Consider the following 19,006-nt stretch of genomic DNA (forward strand, 5'->3'; position numbering starts at 1 on the left):
TTACACAGGCATCTTCATCAGTTCCTGATAGGACTGCACCAGCTTGTTTCTCACCTCTACTAACATAGTGAACGCCACACCTGATTCCTGCATGGCGATCATTGACTGGTGGATATTGTCGGTTTCACCCAAAAGGAGCCGGTTTGTCTCCTCCATCGCTACCTTGCCCTTCTCGTCAACCTTTTGAACAAGGTCACCGATCATGTTACCAAAAGACTGACTCGAATCGGACTTGGTTATTTCGCCTAACTCTTTAGGCTGAAAGGTCTTAGTATTCTTTAGAGACTCAACAAGTGGCTGATTGAGAGCCTGTTGGGAACCTATACTTGAATTTAGCTCGATCATCGTTTTTCGCTATTCTGAATAATCAAAAGAATTTCTATCTCCCTATCCTCAACGCATTCTGAGCCATTTGTTTTGCGGTTCTCACCACTTCAAGGTTAGCCTCATAACTCCGCGAAGCAGCAATCATATCAACCATTTCATGGGTAAGGTTCACATTAGGAAGACGCACCATTCCTTTTTCATCGGCATCAGGGTGACCTGGATTGTACACAAGGGGACCTGATCTCGGATCAGAGGTTATTGACTTCACGCTTACTCCTGTACCCATCTTCTTACTACCATCGGAGTTAGTCCCGATTTCCATAAGCTTCGTTTCAAAGCTTACCATCTGCCTCGAATAAGGCTTTCCGTCAGGTCCCTTGGTTGTATGGGCGTTCGCTATATTCTGACCAATTACATCCAGACGCACTTTTTCCGCTGCAAGAGCAGAGGCAGTACTTTCGAGTCCCGGCATTATATTCATGATTAGGTTCTCCTTAAAATTACAATTACTGCACTCGGCCGGTAATCGCGGTCTTTATTCGCTTCATGGAATTCGCCGTGTATTGAGTCAGGAACTCATACTGCATCGCGTTTTCACTCATTTTCAGCAGCTCTGTATCGAGTTGCACATTGTTTCCGTCTGGTCTGACATTAGGAGAGTTCAGATCGGTCTCTAGCATGGTTTGAAGCTTCGAAATCGACTCAACATCGTTGCTTTCGGCAAGCTTCTTCAGCTCATCGGGAAAATTCGCTTTTATGTCCACTCGCTTATATCCCGGAGTCTCTGCATTTGCCAAGTTTCCGGATATCGCTTCATGACGAGCTTGAGAAACGTCCAGCATCTTTTTCGCTAGGACATAGTTCTCGCGCTCTAAAATTTGATCGATCATGTCCTGCACATAGCAAAACGCATGCCTACCAATTTTATAAAACACCTAAGCCATTGTAGATTAACAGGTTAAAAATATTAAAAATCTCCTCTCAAAGGAGTTCAATCCGGCCAAGGTATTTATTGCCTAGCCTATACGCTAAAACCAATCTGCACCTAACGACGCGGCAATGCTTCACAAGAGCACTCGTGCGATTTTGCTTATAAACGCACGGAAATCGAAAAACTTAACACGCAGTCCCGTAAAAATTAGACTTCCGATTCTGGTTTCCGCTCCAAAGCGTATCGATCCAATAGCAGCAGGGCATCCGGATTCCCTTGAGCCATCTTCAGTTTGTCAATCATGTCGGAAACGTTCTTTTCTTCTTCAACCTGCTCATCAACAAACCATTTCAGGAATGAAACAGTCGCAAAATCCGACTCATTCTGGGCGATCTTTTAGAGGTCGTAAATATGCCGGGTTACCTCCCTCTCCTGATCGAGACTCGCCTCAAAAACCTTAATAACCGAATCAAAATTCCATTCTGGAGCGGGAATGCTGGGAATTCGAGCGACACCTCCACGATCGATAAGATACTGGTAGAACTTCATCGCATGCATATGCTCCTCTTCGCTCTGCAGGTGCATCCACTTTAAAAACCCATCAAACGCATTTTGCTCGAAGTAGGCTGCCATCGAAAGATAAGCGGAAGATGCCGCAAACTCTATTCCGATCTGCTCGTTTATCGCTTTTTCCAGCTCAGTGCTAATGTCCATCGACCAGAAAATAACTTCGACGGTTCAATGGTTCAACCTGAAACCTTCTCCCAAGTCATTTATCACTTCGGTCTTCTGAATCGTTCTCTTCGCGGTCCAGGCATAAGGGCATTGCTCTCTAAAGGGAGGTACGCTCGGCATGGACAATCGTTGATAAGCAGGTCCTTCCGCGAGCATTTTCATCGTGGGAGCAAGATCCGCACCGGCACCCGTGACTCGCAGCTTCTGCCCCTCTCCCTCAAAACAAAGCCCAAACAATGTTGGGCCTAGGTCGAGCAGCGAGATGAGCAATGGATCACGACGGGAATCTGGGAAAAATTTCGGCCAAGAAAACAGTAAAGGAACTCTGACCGACTCCTCGTGGGGCCAGCCTTTTCGGAACTGCCCATGAGAACCATGCATGTCCCCATGAGCTGAGGTAAAAACGAACACGGTATTCGGCCAATCCGTATTCTCCTTCAAGAAGGAAACGAGCCTTCCAATGGCTCGATCAGTCGCCTCGATATGAGCGTAATAGCCCGATAGTTCCTCCCTCGCAATGGAGCGAATTTCGAAACCGTCCGGAACCTCCTCGGGAAGAATCAACGATTCGGGGTCAATGGGACTCACTCCTGAAGCAGCCTCTCTGTAGGGGGGATGCGGGGCATCCAGACTCACAAAAGCAAACACGGGTTTATCGCAATTTCGCTCTTCTAAATAATTTCTGCAAAGATCCACAACCACATCAGACTGGTAGCCCTCTATTTTCTTTGGAGGTCCAATTTTGGACCCATGATAATACCCGTCATTGAGTAGAAACCCCGATTCAAACCCTTCCCAATAGGAGAAACCACCTCTCCGGTTCTCAGGGACTTCAACTAGCGCATGTTCAATACCCACTACGGGAGCCTTTCGATCTCTCTCGAAAAGCTGCCACTTGCCGAAGAACGCAGTGTCATATCCTTTATCCTGATACAAATTCGCCAAGGTCTGGGCATTCTCTGGTAAGGGGTCATAGTAACCGGCGATTCCATTGTCAGGACAAGCGATACCAGTCAGAAAGGCAGCCCTTGCAAAAACGCCAAAAGGGTGAGGCGTGACCGCTTGAAAAAAGTCAATCGACTCTTCTGCCAATGAGTCGAGAAAGGGAGTACTCGCATTACCGTCCCCACCATACCCTGTAGATTGAGCTCTCCACTGAGTGGTCATAACTACCACTACATTCGGATTCCTGTTCTGAGAGCTCATCAATGGCGAACTTCAGCGTTCGGCTATTGATATCGCAAGAGAAATTGAGCACATTCCTCTCATGCAGCCCACTATCCAGAATCCAGTCATTCGTCCCGCAGAGAAAAATGACGTCCCAAGAATTTTCGCGATGATCGGAGCAATCGCGGAATATGAAAAGCTCGCCCATCAACTTGAAGTGACTGAGCCTGACCTAGAAGAAAGTCTATTTTCGGACAATCCTGCCGCGCGAGCTTTAGTAGCAACCGTAGACAATCACGCGATAGGCTACGTGATTTTCTTCTACAATTTTTCTACCTTCATCGGGAAGAAAGGCATTTATCTAGAAGATATTTATGTGGAAAATGAATACAGGGACAAGGGTGTTGGAGATAAACTTTTCAGAGAAGTTGCGGGGATCGCTCGAAGCGAAGGCTGTTCTCGCATGGAGTGGGTTGCCCTTGACTGGAACCAATCCGCAATTGATTTCTATAAATCCCACGGGGCTAGTAAATTGGAGGAATGGAGACTTTTCCGATTCAATCGCTCTGACCTTGAAGCCCTTTCAAACTCCCAATAACTACTTCGATGAGGGGTCGGAGTAGCATTACCTGGATTACCAACCTTTCTCTCGATGCTCCCCTAGTCGTCTTTGTTTGGCAACATGCTGTCTCAGTCCACTACTCTGTTACGCTAAACATGCACCATCGTGTCTTGGTGTTTCTCGCGGTATGGCTTGGATACACGGCCGACCGTTGGTTTGACGCTTCGAGACATAAGGAAAATGTCACTCATCGACATGCTTTTCATGCTCTTCGCAGATGGACCCTTCTTTAGCTTTGACTGGTGATTCTAGGGCTATCGATAACCGTTTGTTTCCGACTGGCCACGGATATTGAAACGCATCTCCTTGCTACACTAGTCTAGCCCGAGTCACTTAAATTAATCTCCAGAGGGACTCGATTAAAAGGTCTCGTGACCAGTACGATCAGAAGGAAGTCCCCAACTAACGCAGATCACTGGGCAATGAGTCGTAGCGATTTTTCAGCGACTGAATCGTAGCTTTGAACTGTTCGCTAGAAAACCCAGCTCCCAAAGAGAGTTTTTCATTCCCCATCAAATTATCGACAAGGAGACAGTACCGACTATCTACCATAATTCCAAGAAGCTCACCCGTTTTGGAAAACACAAGATCTCCTTTTGTAGGAGAGAAGTCCCCGAATATACGGCTAAAAATCTTTGATTGCATTCTGACATATCCGGGAGTTCGCGCATCAAGTTTGAATTCGACTTCACCGTAGTAACTTCCTTTTTCGTCAATCAAAACGGCTTCGGAAAACTTGAAAGGATCCAGAGCTGTATAAAAAATTTCCCCCCCGAGAACACCCACTTGATCATCCGTTAACGGGACACTCGCTATTCGTGGATCCAATGCCAGAAAAGTCAATTGCGAAGGATTGAGCCGGGCTACTCCACGATTCATTTCGATTTCCAGCTCTCTAAAGCCAAGCGAGCTATTGCTTGCCCCCAATGGTGTGCTGCTAAGGTGGGTCAAAGCGAATACGCTTTTCCCATCCGAAATCAATAGCGTCATCGCCAAATTATCATCCTGGATCGATTCTCCTCGGTAAAACCGATTAGACTTAAATATGAGCGCGATTTTGTTCTCGTTAAACCGGGAGAACAGGATGTTCGCATTAATGGGTTGGCTTGAGCGAAACTCTTCCGTCAAATCCTGCGATCGCTCCGCCAACTGGGTGATACCCTCCGCCATTTGCGTTGTTTGAGCTTGAAGCTGCAGTCTTTCGGTTCTCTCCGCGACCACTTCGCTTTTCAATGTCTCTACACTTTCTGCCAGCATCTTTTTCTGCTCTTCAGTCACAGATACCTTGATACTCAATTCCTGTACTTTTGCCTCCGCTTCCTTGCGTTCAAGTTCCTCTCTGGCCAAGGCCGCAAGTTTCGCATCAATCTCCCTCTGCTTTTCTTCCAGCTCCGCTTGGAGCATACGGGCCTGGGCTTCCATTTGCTTCGATTTCAATTCGAGATCTTCGTAACTGTTTTCTAACGTTTCAATGGATTGCTTCGCTTTCAGCGCCTCCGCTTCGATCGCCATCTTCTCTTGGGCAAGCGTTTCCTCTCGTGTTTGGGCTTCCTGGATGCTGGTTTCCAAATCCATGATGGAAGATTCCTTTTCCTGCAGCTTTTGATCCCTCAATTCCAGCTCCTTTCGCACCTTGTCCGCTTCCGATTCCAATGTGTTTTGGATCGTCTTTTCTTCTTCCAAAGCCGACGCTAGCGTATCCAGGAGGTCTTGCTCCATCATCGCCATCGCTGAAATGCTTTGGTCTGCCGTATCCTCGATGTCAGAGCTGCTACTCTCAGCCTCCTCCTCCCAGTTTACAAGGGAAAGCAGAGTGAGAAGCAGAAAATCGCAAAGTATCAATAGCAGAGTCTTGTTCATAGGAACTATCCGTCTATGCCTTTAAGCTCAAAGACGCAATGCGCTCTTGGCTATCCATAATGAGCTTATTTTTATAGGGTCGCACCAATCGTATTTTCACAATGGCTACGCCTAGTATTCCAAAAAGATTCGACGAGTAAGCCGCGATTAGATTCGCTTCAATCAGCCCCAGCACTTGCAGGACCAAAGATATGCAGGTTCCCGCAATTCCAACGTAAAGACCCGAATCAAACAGATTCTCCTCGTTCTCCATCAACCTCAGCTTAACGAGCGAGTCGATATCCTCCCTTTCGATCTGCCTCACCTTTAACAAGCAAATAAGGAAAACCAATATTTGCAGTATGAAAAAGAAAGACACAGATAGCAGTGTTGTAGGTTCCATGGATGTGGTAGGTTCAGTTTCGATAATTATAGTTTCGCCATTAACTTCAGCGAGTACCGGTAATACAAATTTAAAGGAGTAGCCTTGAGACGCGTCGCTCCTAGCCAAATGAGGCTCGCTAAGAACCACGAGAATGATAACCGAAACTAGCGACACAAACAATCTTTGCACAACGCTCAATAGAGGCGGGCTAGATTCCCGATAACTTCGAGTCAAAACGCTCGATCCCCAGAACGCTAACAAGGCCCCAAAAAAGAACAGAGAATATTTAAGAACTAAGGAGAAACCTGGATTCTGTAGGCTGAATCCAATCAAGTAGGATTTAAAAGAAGAAACCGCGGCTACACTTTTTGCACGCTCCAGGGGCAGTTTTTCTCGAACCAACATCTGCATAGCTCCCACCCCAAAGGAAACCGCCGATTCAAGTGCTTCAACCCCTTCATCCCCATACAACCCCAAATAGTCCATGACCTGTTGGGGCGATTCTGCTACGGTCGAAGACACAAAAATGAGAGGGACCTTGTCGGATCTGCGATGAAAAGCGTACCTCAGTCGTGATATCGTATTCAAATCTTGAATTTTTTCGAAAAGCGACCTAAACTGACTCCAGTTTAGAGTTCGAGCTAGCGATAATGTATCGAGGAAAAAGTCTTCCACTGGAGCGACATCCCCTGAAGCCAGAGCCGAAGCTAAGCGACTTCTTAATTCCCGTTTAAGAGAAGGGGTCAATCGGTCTCCCTGAACCAGCAACCCTATAGATACAAGAGTCGATTCAAGCGGTTTTCCGGAAACGCTCGAAACCGGGAACAGTCGCTTATAAGTACTCAATTCACCTGCATCCAAAAGAGATTTGACTGTAGAATCTCGGGAATTCTCGAGCAACCCAACGAGAGACCTACGGCAAGCATTGGACAACCCAACTCCTAGAATTCCAGGCTGAGCCGAGTAATCAGACAAGGGTATATCTTTTAGGGCTGCATCCAAGAAAGGATCCCAAACTCCCCAGCGGTACAATACAGGGCTCTCCTCTTTCGCTTGGCTCAGAATCTCGTCGAGCACCTCCCATTCGGCTGCCAGATTCAATTTCGCCACCTCAAGGTTCATTTCAGCGATTCCGTAATTCTCTTCTTCGATGGCTGTCTGGGCCAAATCAACAAAGGACTCTGATCGGGCTCCCGCCTCAGACAGTATTGAGCGAGGTATTGACTTGAATCTCGAAGGAATCATCCAGCCCACTCCAATAATCGATAGACCCAAGACCAGCAAAACAAGGTGTCCTAAGATCTTCCCGCGATTACTGTAATTTAGGAGCGTCATTAATAATATCGCCAATTCTCCCATCGAAAGAATTTGCTCTAACCTTGGTTGGAGTTTTGCCTAGGTCAAATCGAAGACCTATGACCCTGGAAATTGTTCACTACGGAGAAGAGGTTCTCCATCAAAAAGGCGTGCCCGTTACGCTTTTTGACGAATCTCTAAAAACATTGTTCGACCAAATGGTCGAAACTTGCATTGAAGCTGAAGGTATCGGCCTCGCCGCCCAGCAGATCGGCAAAGCCCTCATGTTTTGTGTAGTCGACCTGCGGGGTTTGGAAATCGACTTCGAATACACGCTTGATGGAACCAAACCTCCTCTTGAGCTCTTTAATCCGATTGGTCTGTGCAATCCCACAATTAACGTAATCGATTCTTCTAAAACCGTTTACGAGGAAGGATGTCTGTCATTCCCAGATATCCGAGGAGAAGTGGAAAGACCCGACTGGATCCAGTGCGACTATCAGGATATTCATGGGGGCTCTCACACACTGAGATGCAATGGCCTTCTGGGTCGCTGCATGCAGCACGAAGTGGATCACCTTAATGGCATCCTTTTTACCGACCGCATGAAGAAAAAAGTGTTTAAGAAGATACAGTCTGCGGTGATCGAAATTCGGGCCCAAACCCTCCAGAGAAACCGTTCACAAACCTGATACTAGTTCCGGAGCTACAACAGATCCGCCGCTAATTCTGCGAGAGGCGAACGCTCTCCCTTTGTCAACTGGACATGGGCGAAAATCGCCTGGCCTCTCATTCGATTAGCACAATAAACGAGCCCATTGCTGCGCGAGTCCACGTATGGATTGTCGATTTGGGCCGGATCTCCTATCAGAACGATTTTCGATCCTTCCGATATGCGAGTGATTACCGTCTTCACCTCATGAGGGGTCAATTGCTGTGCTTCATCGAGAATGAAGAAACGCCTAGCGATTGAACGACCCCGGATAAAGCATAGCGCCTCAATTTCCACTAAACCGGTATCGAGAAGTTTCTGGTAGGGCTTTTGGACCGGATCTCGACCACGCGGGGACTCCTTGCCATTCTTGCGCTGGCGCTTGTTCTCAAACTGAGGCTCTTTAGGCTGTTTTGAGGGAATCAAAACCTCCAAGGCGTCGTAGTAAGGCTGAAGCCAAGGATTCATCTTCTCTTCCAAGGATCCTGGCAAAAATCCAATTTCCTTTCCTACTCCAATCACTGGACGAGAAATGGAGAGCCCGTCATATTGGCTATTTGGGGAGACGATTTGCTGAATTGCGGCGACCGTGGAAAGCAACGTTTTTCCTGTTCCCGCCTTACCGTAACAGGTAATCAGAGAAATCGAGTCGTCCATCAGCGCGTCTAGAAAAAACTGCTGCTCCAAGTTTCGGGCCCGGATGGGAATCCCTCCTGGAGCTTTCAGCATATTCGGAACTGAAAGCTTTCGGAGGACCTTTTCACTATACAAGCGGGCTGGCATCGTCTTGCCTTCCTCCGTGAACAACAAAACATACTCATTAAGCACCAATTTTTTCGCGACTTCTTCGGATAGCCCAAATTCACCCTCGGAAGCAAACCTCTGAAGATCATATTTGGAAACAGGAATGCGGTGATAACTCTGCTCATCGGGTTCCTCCGCAGCTTTATCATTGAGGTAGTCCTCCGACTCGAGACCCACTGCCCGGGCTTTGAGCTGCATGTTGATGTCCTTTGTCACCAATATGGCTGGAGGAGGAAAATTCTCCTGAACAAAAAGAGCCGTCGCGATGATCCGGTTATCCTTTTTCTCAAAATTCAGAATAGATCCAAGAGAAGCAATCCTGGCGGGAACTTTTGCGGTGCCTTGTAGGTACTTGTTGATGACAACAGACAAGGTGCCTCCACTATCCAAAGCAACCCCTTCGAGCATTGCTCTCGAATCAGGAAGCAGTTCCCTCAGCATACGATGAACGCGGCGAGCATTCCGTCCTCGTTCACTCGATTGCTCCATTTTTATAGCGTCCAACTCCTCCAGAGTTTCAATCGGGATAACTAGGTTGTTGTCATCGAATTTGAACAAACAGTGGGGATCGTGAAGCAAAACGTTTGTATCGAGAACATAGGTTTTTGCTTTTTCCCCTTTCTTCAGGCAAGATTCGTGCCTAGTGGCACCGGATGACGATTCAAGCATGTAGGTACTCATGTACTACATTGTTCTGAAATGTCTACTCGTCTTTTAAACGTTTACGCAAAAAGGAGGCGGACTGCCTACCCCTAAACAGCCCACCATTGTTTTCTTTGTTCCCCAATATTCCGCTGAACGGAACTTGATATTTACAGAGGTTTACGGATCGGCCCTGGCAAACTCAAGCAAATGTTAGATGAAATAATAGCACTGCCCACATAATAAAAGCTCCACTAATGCCAACGATAACGTTCCCAAATCCCAGTATCCAAGTTAAACGGCTATCCCTCAAAACCGAACTCTTGCAAAAACGCGTCCACGCCGTCTGCAAGTGTCAAAAGTCCACTAGAAGCGCTTAAATCCACTGCTGCGCAAGACAGATAGCCCAATAATAGATCCAAGGTAGAAGAGCGGTTCTGCTTGATTAAAAACTGAAGCGTCCGCTCTAGCCCCATCAGCCACTCATCTGTTGAATAACTCGTTTCTGCGGAGCATTGCTCGACTCTTTCAACGAAAGAAAGCTGATCCGGGGGGCCAACTTTTCCAGTCGACTCGGTAAGCTTTAGAAGGCTCGAAGCGGCCTCAAAAGAATTCAAAATAAACACTACTGAACGTTCGTCCAGACCGGATTCGACCGCTTGTTCTGTGGCATGCATCCAAGCCTGGTGAAGAGAGACGACCTTTCCCGACTTTTTCTCTACCTCACTTTTTAGTCTCGCTGACAACACAAGGCTCTAGCGATTAACAGCACTGCACTGGCAGTCAATAAAGGATGCCCACAATCGATGAAACTCCTTCCGAGAAAACTAAAGGCTGCGAATTAGCCTTAGCGACAGTTCGTCCGCATCTCCCTCCATTCGGTAACCATCCGTCTCTAGCGTTATCCTCGATACCGTGCCGGGATTGAAGAATGTAGGAACTTCATCCAAAGAAGTCTGCCCCGAAAAAGCGATCGTCGTCAAATCGAGTCTTCCCTGAATTCCTTGTTCGTTCTCTACAACATCATAAAACCCCGTGAAATGCTTTGTCGAGGACTCTTCCTTTTCAAGTCTCAACACTCCTTTTATCACTTCCCCATCGTTGCGGGTTTCGGTTATTATCAATGATACCTCGCTCGCATCAGCACCCTCGTCGTCAGCGATAACCATCCCTTTGAAATACGACCCTTGCGACAGTAACATTTTCAGATCCTGCCTTTCCTCTTTGGCTTGCTCTTCGGCCTCATCCAACATCGCGAGATACTCTTTTTCCGCAATTGTGACCTTGTTCAAAAAATCCAACCCAGTCTTTTCATAGGCTCTAAATGAGATCACAAATCGATTAGAGCTGATGTCCATTGCTCTCTCTCCAAAAAACGCCTTGGGGCGTCCCCGAGACCAGGCGAAACCATGCTCGCCCTGTCTCATCCTCATTCCCGAAATATCCCAATTCGAGTCCGTACTGCTCTTAAGCAATCGGTAGGAAACACTGAAGGGAAATAACGCCCCCTTCGACGCAGAATGCCTATAGAGGCCATTCCATCTTTTTGGCGGAATTGAGATATCATCGCGACCGATCAATTTCATATTCTTCGCAGCTTCGGTTAGCTCATCTAAGTCAAACGGGAGTTTTGAATAAAGAACTGCGTCGTCGACAGCTTGGTAAAGATCGACTTTCAGTTGTGCCCCAATTTGAACCTCTACGAGCAACTCACGATCCGAAACCCGCTTAATTTCATTCTCCATCCAAGCCATCTCGTAGGGAGAATCCGGACCGAGTTGATCGAAGAGCTCGTTAGTCGCCCTTCCAATGCTGCGACTTAGGGAACTTCCTTTTGTATCACCGTGTACCGCCCATTCGAAAAACTCGTTCTTGAAGCTAAAAGCGGTCAGGCCAATCCCAAGAACCGCCAAGGCAGCGGCAAATGGCAGCGATCGAATTACTGTCTTTAGAAAGCCATTTTGGGAGTATGACTGGCACTCACCTGGTTCGTCAGAGGAGATACCTGAGAGATTGCCTAAAATTTCATTTTCGGAGTCATCTTGGATCGAAACAAGAAGATCATTATCTTCTTCATCGTCCATGAGGAATGAATCGTCTTCATCCAGTAAAGAGTCTTCCTCGCCCTTTTCTTCGACTGGATCATCCCGAGCAGGATCAACCGGCTGGACTTTTTCCTCAACTACCGAGGCCGTAATCAGAGCTTCTTCCGGCGTCTCTTCTTTCTTATTAAGCTCGATTTTTTCCGCTGGGAATTCTTCTGATTCACTTGGATCTTCCTGTTCCTCCTCTTCTTCTATTTCGAGAGCACCACCATTCCCCCCTGAAAGCTCCCTCTCAATTTCTTCATCCTCCAGAGCTACGGGAGCCGGAGTTGGAGGAGGCAGGTCTCCCGCACGTTCCCCAATATTGGCACGTCCTTTTGTTTCGGCCTCATCAACTTTTTCGCTCGCTTCCTGCATCAACGATCGCGGATCTGGCATAGCGAGCAGCTCACAATCATCAGATACGTCGGTTCGTGGCTTCGATTCCACATCTCCGTCCGGCTCGCTCATCAGTGGTTGAGGATCGGGCTTTGCCATCAGAACGTCTTGGTCCGCGTCAGATTGAGTCTCCGAATCCAATTCGATCTCAGGCAGTTCCGTATATCCTCCATTCAGGATGCTTCCCGCTTTCATGAGGAGATCATCGGCAGCGGATATCTGCGGTTCCTCAAAATCGGCATTCTGGTCTTTCCCATCCTTTTCAAGTCCCTTGGCAGGCTCAATTTCCTCTGCGTCAGAATCGTCAATCTCTATAGAGTTCAGCATTTCATCCACTTCGCATTGAAATGACCCACTACCAACTGCACTGCTTCCAACATCGGAAGCAGCCTCACTTTCGAGATTAGAAGAATTAGATTCCTCCTTCTCGGGACGTTCGGATTCTGGTGGGACCATATAAGGTTTTGCTTATACCGCCAATTCGCGATTCAACAGACTTGTCACTTAACCTTATCGGTTCAAGTTGAAGAGGCCTAAATGCCTCGTAGAGGATTAACTCGGATCAATATGCTTCTAAAACCATTGGAAATGAGCGAATTACCTAAAGAAGAGCTAGAATCAAAAATCGCCTTTCTGGAAAGGCACATTGAAGAACAGGATCGGGAGATCCTCAATCTAAGGAAAATCTTAGATAAGGTCTTAGAGGATGTCGAAAGTCTGCAAAATTCAGAACAGCAGACTTCCCAGCAAAACTCGGATCCAGCGACCGAAAGGCCTCCTCACTACTAGTTTTACTCGGTTTGCAAGTAGAGTTCGATTATCTCGAACCCACCATCATCAGTGCCCCTACATGACTCGACACTATAAGAACCTGGACCTAAGGAAAGGGAGAGAGCCGAATCCTTACTGTTTTCCGATAACGGAAACGCTCCCAGTCGGTCCCCCATTACTGAAGACTTTTCAAAGTTTTCAGCAATAGCCCAGTCGTCATTCTTCCATGATTTCAACCCATGCTGATAAACGGAAAGATTCGGATTTTCCGTACACTCCGAAACATCGAAATACGCTAAACCGGGCCCCACGCTTCTCACGAGAGCCTGGATAACTCCCTCTCCGGCTAGATCGAACCCAAAGTGATGATCTAAGTTTTGGGGATCCCTCTGATAGAAAGTGGATCCGTTTACCACAAAGATGTCATTGGAGTGAGCAAAATGTGCCTGAGTTGCGATTTCCGCAGAAAGGGAAAAGATGTTTGAGAGATTTGCAAGATAGGTGCCACTAGGGAGCGTAGCATCCAATCTACCTGACAATGAAAGGCTGAACTCGGGCTCATCTGGGTTTTTGGAGCGTATGAGAGGCAAAGAGGGAAACAACATTCGCCACTCATCGTTCTCATCTAACTGATAGAGCTCGATCGAGATGGAATTCAAAGTTTCCCAATCGAAAACGCTCCTGATGTCGATCGATAGTTCGGCCAGTATCTCAACCGGCATACTTCCCTCTCCCTCGATTATGAAATGCAATCCGTCCTGAGGACTTTGAGAAGACTTTACATAGGAGTTCCAAGCCTTACTCAAGTAAATGGAGGACGTATCTAAATCGACTTGATTCTCGTTTGCTACCTCAAGTAATCCGCCTCGGCGACCATCCGCCAGAACATAGCGTGGCGACAATGAGCTCGTTTGAAATTCGAATCGATCGCCTTTCTGGGAACGAAACGAGAGTAGTCCCGAGATTTCATCATATTGCAACGTACCTCCCAAAATTGAACCTGAGTGATCTATGAACAAGGCGTAACTTAGGTCGTTATCACCCAAAACCAGATACAGTTCTCCATCAATTTCACCCTCCAACTTGTAGCGTTCAAGCTGAGCACTCGTTCTAACAAAGGATTCAAAACGCAGATCCGAATCAACAAAACCACTTTCTAAAATCACATCGGTTCCCTGGGTAAGAGCTCGACCTACTCCCGCAGTTGGCACGAGGAAGTCAGAACCTTTGAATTTAGCGAGACCACCAAAGACAAAGTCGCCCTCTGAATTCCAATCGACCCGAGAAGAAAAAGCTCCCAACTCTGACTCTTCATCGAAACCAATGAATATTCCACTGTTGGCAGTTTTTAGAAATGCCCCTTCTACCCGTCCGCTTCGTTCGCCAAAAGACCCCCAATAGGCCTCCACTCTTTCAGATCCAGAAACCGAAAAATCAGGCATCGAGGTACAAAGACACACCAGAGGTACTCGCAGTATCAAATGCGTAAAATTTGGTGCAGACCTTAGAGGATTCATGATTTGTAAAAAAAAGATAAAACATAAAAGCCCCTGCTGGGCAAGATTATAGTTCTCGCTCATTTTCGATTTCCTTTATTTGAGAATCCAAAAAGATCTGAACCTTCCTCAAATTCGTAAAAAAGCCGAATTCCAGCTAAACCCAGTATTAACCTATCGCTATCTAAAAGCCTTCGTATCTCAATGCTCACGGGGTCCGCACTTTCACACGAAAGTACGATCTCTCCAAATGAATCTAACTAGGCACTTGCAGAAAAAACCGTTTCAAACGACTGAAATATACTCAGAAGATCGCGAATCCAATTTTTTGAAACGTCGACTTTTCGCTCTCAAATCATGTTTCTCAAGTCACTCATCCGAAAGTTGTTTTCAACGAATGACGCATCGCCAGTCCTAAACGGCAGTTCGCTTTCGACGGATTCTGATTGTAGCGATGAAGACCACAAAGCTGCGAAGCCGTCCGCCTTTAGAGACTATCCTGCTTTTTGCACTAAGATGGAGCCTCTGGTTGAGGAATATCACCGTAACTTCAATATTAGACTCCCTCAGATACCCTTTACTCCTCTCATCTCCGTCATACTTCCCGTGTACAACCCAGAAATTCAATGGCTCCGAGCCGCCATTGAGTCTGTCAAGAACCAGCTTTATTCGAATTGGGAACTATGCATTGCCGACGACGCTTCAACAAATGCAGGGGTTAAGCTCCTGTTAGAACAGTACCAACAAGATAATCCGAATGTCAGGGTCGTCTTCCGCAGTGAAAACGGCCATATTAGCCACGCTTCCAATTCAGCATTGGAAATTGCATCCGGTGAATACATCGCGCTACTGGACCACGATGATGAAATTCCTCCGCATGCACTCGCGCGTGTCGTAGACTGCCTAAACGAGAAACCCGATGCAGCCCTGATCTACACTGACGAAGACAAGATCGATGAAAATGGAGTCAGGACCCAGCCTCACTTTAAGTCCGACTGGAATCCTGATTTGCTCCTTGGTCAAAACTTCATCAGTCACCTCGGCGTATATCGCCTTTCCCAAGTCAGAAAGGTCGGTGGGTTTCGAGCAGGTTTTGAAGGAGCCCAAGACTGGGACTTGGCCTTAAGAATATCCGAAACAATAGAACCAGAACAGATTGAGCACATTCCAGAGGTATTGTACCATTGGAGATCGGTTTCAGGATCTACAGCTAGAGACATCGATGAAAAGTCGTATGCTCACAATGCAGCGAAAAAAGCGATTGAAGACCATTTCAAGAGAAACGATATCACAGCTACACTCGAACCTGTCGATCGCTACTATTGGCGACCGTGCTATAAACATACGAGCCCAACGGTGGCCATTGTCATTCCTACGCGAGATCGAGTCGAACTCTTGCAGGAATGCATTGAAAATATACTTACAAAAACCAATTACCGGAACTATCAAATAGTAGTCGCAGACAATGACTCTGTCGAAGAAGCGACCCACAACTATTTCGATACGCTAGAATCGTCTGGAACTGAAGTTCTCAAAGTTCCCGGTAAATTCAACTATTCGCGTATTAACAACGTCGCAATCCATTCTAGATACGAGGATGTCATCTGCCTCCTAAACAATGATACAAATGTCATCAATCCAGAATGGCTTGAGGAGTTAGTTATGCAGGCTGTCCGCACCGAGATTGGACCAGTCGGTGCAAAATTGCTGTATCCCCACGAGCACGTTCAACACGCAGGCATCGTACTTGGTGTAGGAGGGGTCGGTAGCGAAGCGTTCAAATTCATCCACAAAACCGATGACGGTTACATCCACCGCGCCTTTCTAATTGGAAACTATAGTGCTGTTACAGGAGCCTGTATGGCATTTCGTAAATCTGTTTGGGAAGATGTAGGAGGATTCAACGAGGATGATACTCCTAATGCCTACAGCGACGTCGATTTCTGCATTAGGTGCGGGGTAAGTGGATACCGCTCCTTATTCACACCGTATTCACTTCTATACCATAATGAGTCGGCATCACGAGGACCAGACGATTCCGGAGAGTTTGAGAAAGCGACCAAGTATATGTACCTTCGGTGGGGCGATAAAATCAAGCGAGACCCCTTCTACAATTCAAACCTAACATTGGACCGAGAGGACTTTACATTTGCCCAGGGGCCTCGAGATTATTCGACCCGATGATGGTTTCATTCATCATTCCCGTTTTCAACCAAATAGAACTAACGCTTCAATGCATTAGTTCCCTTCAGGAAACGGTAACAAAAATTGACTACGAAATCGTCATTGTAGACGATTGCAGTAACGACGAAACCGCTACCCAACTACGTACACTGAAGAGCGATAGCATTCATGTTTTTCGAAACAACGAAAATCTTGGATACGCAAAGTCCAACAATATAGGTGCACGAAATGCAAAGGGAAACTATCTCTTCCTTCTCAACAATGATTTGGTCTTTTCCAGCAAATGGATAGAACCCATGCTTTCGGGGCTTCGCAAAAGAAAAGTCGGAATCGTCGGGAATGTTCAGTTAGACGCCACGATTGGAGAGATCGACCATTCTGGATTTCTTTTCGACGGGAAAGGCACTCTCCGGCACAAAAAAACCCCAAACCTCAAAGGCAGCTTTACGGAGTTCCTCGCAGTGACCGGAGCTTGCTTAGCAATTCGAAAAGATCTGTATCACAAACTAGAAGGGCTCGATGAGCGATACGAGAACGGTTGTGAGGATATCGACCTATGTTTTAAAGCTAAGGAGATCGGTCTAAAAACCATCGTCGCGAACGAAAGTACGATTAATCACTACGTCAGTTCAACCCGCGGTACAAATAACTTGCACAATGAGAGCAACATGCGCCTTTTTCAAATAAAATGGCGTTCTCAAATATCTACTACAATGTCCAGCGCGTGGCCCGCAGCCTATTTGCAGGGTATCATCGATGGGAGCGAATCTGTCTCTTTGGAAAAAGTCTGGGAAGCGGTATCTCATTTTTTTCTAAACAAGAAGCTACCACCTAGTGGTAAACTAATCGTAGAAGCAAAGCTCAAACGAAACGAGAGGCATTGGATGTCTATTCTAGATAATAAGACGGACGAAATGATCAAAGAAAGCTACCATATCGATCAAGGTAAATGGATAGGAACTCAATTTTCATATTCCGGATTTGAAACAAATCTAGACCGAGAAAAAGGGAATTGGATTAAAGAGGACGCCAAACTAAAGCTAGGGGCAGGATTTTTTCTTTCTAGCATCCAAATTATTGGTACAATTCGGCTACCAAGCAACAATAAAGAGACGCACGGAAAACTCGGCCTTCGGATAACGACCAACTTTGCCGAATCAAAAGATTTCTTTCCATTAGAATCCGGTCAATTTTCGGTCAACATAGAGGATGTCCCCGCCCTACCTGAAAGCAATTCTCAAATTGATATCACACTCTTAGGAGTATCGAAATCCAACGCCTATGCCTATCTTGGCAGAAAACTGAAGAACTGGTTTTTGATCCCAAAGGCATTGCGACACTATTGGGGACGATTTCGAGCCCAAAAACTCAATCAAAGACTCTTGATCAAGAATGTGCTGATCAATCATGAGATGCTTCTGGACTTTGATTCTCAGTCGGGTTCTCCCGCAAATTTTGATTTTCTCCGGCGAGCGTCAAACATCGGAATTAACTTAATCGGATGGTTTGACGCTGAATTGGGTATTGGGGAATCCGCCAGGCTCGCTACCAAAGCCATGGATACAACGTCGATTGGCACCGCTTTAGTTCCTCTTAAAGTCAATTGCCTAGCCAGTAGAGAAGACCACTCCCTTAGCAGCCGTTTAGTCGAACATAATCCCTATCCTATCAATGTATTCCACATCGACGCCCCACAAAGCGCTGACATTGACCACCATCATGGTGAAAATTTTCGAAAAGGAAAACGCAATATCGCATACTGGGCCTGGGAGCTACCTGATTTTCCTGATAGTTGGATGAAATATTTCAAATACTACGATGAAATTTGGACCCCTTCGAATTTCGTCCGAGACTCAGTAACGATAAAATCGCCTATACCGGTTCTCACCATGCCCCATTGCATAGACTTCGAGACTCCTCAAAAGCCAGACCGAGAGAAATTTTCCCTTCCGTCCGACAAATACCTATTTCTTTTCGCCTATGATCTGAATAGCTATCAGCCTAGAAAAAACCCGAAGGCTACTATTAGAGCATTCCAAAAGGCGTTTGCTGGTAAAGAGGGACAGGATGTCGGTCTGGTCATCAAGACACATTCAATCGAGGGGAACAAGGAGGCTTATAAGGAACTCCAATCCCATCTGAAAGGAATCGAAAATGTATACCTCATAGACAGGAGGCTCTCCCGAGAGGATATCTATAATCTAATGTATTCAGTGGATGCCTACGTATCCCTGCACAGGGCGGAAGGGTTTGGACTTACTGTGGCCGAATCCATGTATTTGGGAAAACCTGTTATATCAACTAATTGGTCCGCCACAACTGAGTTTCTGAACCAATCCAATGGCTGTCCGGTGGACTTCAATCTTGTAGAATTAGAGAAAAACTTCGGTCCCTACACCCAAGGACAGATCTGGGCGGATCCTAGCTCTGAACACGCAGCTGAATTGATGAGGAAACTGTTTGAGGACCGCAAGTTCGCAAAAGACCTTGGCGAAAAAGCGGCTATCACCATAAGAAATCAATTCTCGCCCAAAATCATCGGGAAAATTTACGAGAAACGTCTCAAATCATTTGCACTTTGGTAGATGTAAATCAACGAGTACAAAGAATAG

15 protein-coding genes and 1 pseudogene are annotated in these 19,006 nt (G+C 46.5%); 5 read left to right on the forward strand and 11 right to left on the reverse strand.

Annotation, left to right across the window (positions count from 1 at the left end; all coding sequences use genetic code 11):
• The 5 genes and pseudogenes from fliE to GA004_RS16255 form a co-directional block, all read right to left on the reverse strand.
• Complete coding sequence (gene fliE / locus GA004_RS16235; protein ID WP_283394930.1) at positions 1–345, reverse strand: flagellar hook-basal body complex protein FliE; 345 nt, start codon at positions 343–345, stop codon at positions 1–3.
• Between the two features lie 34 nt (positions 346–379).
• Positions 380–808 carry a flagellar basal body rod protein FlgC gene (flgC, locus tag GA004_RS16240; RefSeq protein WP_283394931.1) on the reverse strand — a complete coding sequence of 143 codons (429 nt, stop codon included), beginning with the start codon at positions 806–808 and terminating at the stop codon, positions 380–382.
• A gap of 25 nt (positions 809–833) precedes the next feature.
• A complete protein-coding gene (flgB, locus tag GA004_RS16245; RefSeq protein ID WP_283394932.1) occupies positions 834–1,262 on the reverse strand; it encodes a flagellar basal body rod protein FlgB in 429 nt (142 codons plus the stop codon).
• Positions 1,263–1,465: 203 nt separating this feature from the next.
• Positions 1,466–1,972 (reverse strand): annotated as a pseudogene (locus GA004_RS16250) (ferritin).
• Positions 1,973–1,996: 24 nt separating this feature from the next.
• Positions 1,997–3,199, reverse strand: a complete 1,203-nt coding sequence (locus GA004_RS16255) for a sulfatase-like hydrolase/transferase (RefSeq protein ID WP_283394933.1) — start codon at positions 3,197–3,199, stop codon at positions 1,997–1,999.
• A gap of 61 nt (positions 3,200–3,260) precedes the next feature.
• Between GA004_RS16255 and GA004_RS16260 the strand changes: the two genes are divergently transcribed.
• Complete coding sequence (locus tag GA004_RS16260; protein ID WP_283394934.1) at positions 3,261–3,758, forward strand: GNAT family N-acetyltransferase; 498 nt, start codon at positions 3,261–3,263, stop codon at positions 3,756–3,758.
• Between the two features lie 426 nt (positions 3,759–4,184).
• Here GA004_RS16260 and GA004_RS16265 read toward each other — a convergent pair whose 3' ends face one another.
• Positions 4,185–5,642, reverse strand: a complete 1,458-nt coding sequence (locus GA004_RS16265; RefSeq protein WP_283394935.1) for a hypothetical protein — start codon at positions 5,640–5,642, stop codon at positions 4,185–4,187.
• Between the two features lie 13 nt (positions 5,643–5,655).
• The gene (locus GA004_RS16270) at positions 5,656–7,341 is read right to left on the reverse strand and encodes a hypothetical protein (RefSeq protein WP_283394936.1); all 1,686 of its coding nucleotides are present in this window, start codon (positions 7,339–7,341) and stop codon (positions 5,656–5,658) included.
• An 80-nt stretch (positions 7,342–7,421) separates the two neighbouring features.
• On the opposite strand from GA004_RS16270, the gene def reads away from it, so the two are divergent.
• A complete protein-coding gene (gene def / locus GA004_RS16275) occupies positions 7,422–7,994 on the forward strand; it encodes a peptide deformylase (protein WP_283394937.1) in 573 nt (190 codons plus the stop codon).
• A 14-nt stretch (positions 7,995–8,008) separates the two neighbouring features.
• On the opposite strand, the gene GA004_RS16280 is transcribed toward def, so the two are convergent.
• From GA004_RS16280 to GA004_RS16290, 3 genes are all read right to left on the reverse strand, one after another.
• Positions 8,009–9,487 carry a PhoH family protein gene (locus tag GA004_RS16280; protein WP_283394938.1) on the reverse strand — a complete coding sequence of 493 codons (1,479 nt, stop codon included), beginning with the start codon at positions 9,485–9,487 and terminating at the stop codon, positions 8,009–8,011.
• Between the two features lie 275 nt (positions 9,488–9,762).
• Entirely contained in the window at positions 9,763–10,206 is a 444-nt protein-coding gene (locus GA004_RS16285) for a hypothetical protein (RefSeq protein ID WP_283394939.1), read from the reverse strand.
• Positions 10,207–10,287: 81 nt separating this feature from the next.
• Positions 10,288–12,399, reverse strand: coding sequence for a hypothetical protein (locus GA004_RS16290; RefSeq protein ID WP_283394940.1), 2,112 nt, complete (start codon positions 12,397–12,399; stop codon positions 10,288–10,290).
• Between the two features lie 132 nt (positions 12,400–12,531).
• Here GA004_RS16290 and GA004_RS16295 point away from each other — a divergent pair, with 132 nt between their 5' ends.
• On the forward strand, positions 12,532–12,732 hold the full coding sequence (locus tag GA004_RS16295; protein WP_283394941.1) for a SlyX family protein: 201 nt from the start codon (positions 12,532–12,534) through the stop codon (positions 12,730–12,732).
• Between the two features lie 2 nt (positions 12,733–12,734).
• Here the strand turns inward: GA004_RS16295 and GA004_RS16300 are convergent, their stop codons facing one another.
• Complete coding sequence (locus tag GA004_RS16300; protein WP_283394942.1) at positions 12,735–14,156, reverse strand: hypothetical protein; 1,422 nt, start codon at positions 14,154–14,156, stop codon at positions 12,735–12,737.
• A gap of 411 nt (positions 14,157–14,567) precedes the next feature.
• On the opposite strand from GA004_RS16300, the gene GA004_RS16305 reads away from it, so the two are divergent.
• Entirely contained in the window at positions 14,568–16,394 is a 1,827-nt protein-coding gene (locus tag GA004_RS16305) for a glycosyltransferase family 2 protein (RefSeq protein ID WP_283394943.1), read from the forward strand.
• The gene (locus GA004_RS16310) at positions 16,391–18,979 is read left to right on the forward strand and encodes a glycosyltransferase (protein WP_283394944.1); all 2,589 of its coding nucleotides are present in this window, start codon (positions 16,391–16,393) and stop codon (positions 18,977–18,979) included. Before GA004_RS16305 ends, GA004_RS16310 begins: the two co-directional genes overlap by 4 nt.
• The last annotated feature ends 27 nt before the right edge of the window (positions 18,980–19,006 follow it).

Origin of the sequence: Candidatus Pelagisphaera phototrophica (assembly GCF_014529625.1) — a bacterium.
GTDB lineage: Bacteria > Verrucomicrobiota > Verrucomicrobiia > Opitutales > Opitutaceae > Pelagisphaera > Pelagisphaera phototrophica.

Coding starts and splice junctions, on each gene's coding strand:
- fliE (WP_283394930.1), bottom strand. CDS start 345: ATGATCGAGCTAAATTCAAGTATAGGTTCCCAACAGGCTCTCAATCAG.
- flgC (WP_283394931.1), bottom strand. CDS start 808: ATGAATATAATGCCGGGACTCGAAAGTACTGCCTCTGCTCTTGCAGCG.
- GA004_RS16255 (WP_283394933.1), bottom strand. CDS start 3,199: ATGAGCTCTCAGAACAGGAATCCGAATGTAGTGGTAGTTATGACCACT.
- GA004_RS16260 (WP_283394934.1), top strand. CDS start 3,261: ATGCAGCCCACTATCCAGAATCCAGTCATTCGTCCCGCAGAGAAAAAT.
- GA004_RS16265 (WP_283394935.1), bottom strand. CDS start 5,642: ATGAACAAGACTCTGCTATTGATACTTTGCGATTTTCTGCTTCTCACT.
- GA004_RS16270 (WP_283394936.1), bottom strand. CDS start 7,341: ATGACGCTCCTAAATTACAGTAATCGCGGGAAGATCTTAGGACACCTT.
- def (WP_283394937.1), top strand. CDS start 7,422: ATGACCCTGGAAATTGTTCACTACGGAGAAGAGGTTCTCCATCAAAAA.
- GA004_RS16280 (WP_283394938.1), bottom strand. CDS start 9,487: ATGCTTGAATCGTCATCCGGTGCCACTAGGCACGAATCTTGCCTGAAG.
- GA004_RS16290 (WP_283394940.1), bottom strand. CDS start 12,399: ATGGTCCCACCAGAATCCGAACGTCCCGAGAAGGAGGAATCTAATTCT.
- GA004_RS16295 (WP_283394941.1), top strand. CDS start 12,532: ATGAGCGAATTACCTAAAGAAGAGCTAGAATCAAAAATCGCCTTTCTG.
- GA004_RS16300 (WP_283394942.1), bottom strand. CDS start 14,156: ATGCCTGATTTTTCGGTTTCTGGATCTGAAAGAGTGGAGGCCTATTGG.
- GA004_RS16305 (WP_283394943.1), top strand. CDS start 14,568: ATGTTTCTCAAGTCACTCATCCGAAAGTTGTTTTCAACGAATGACGCA.
- GA004_RS16310 (WP_283394944.1), top strand. CDS start 16,391: ATGATGGTTTCATTCATCATTCCCGTTTTCAACCAAATAGAACTAACG.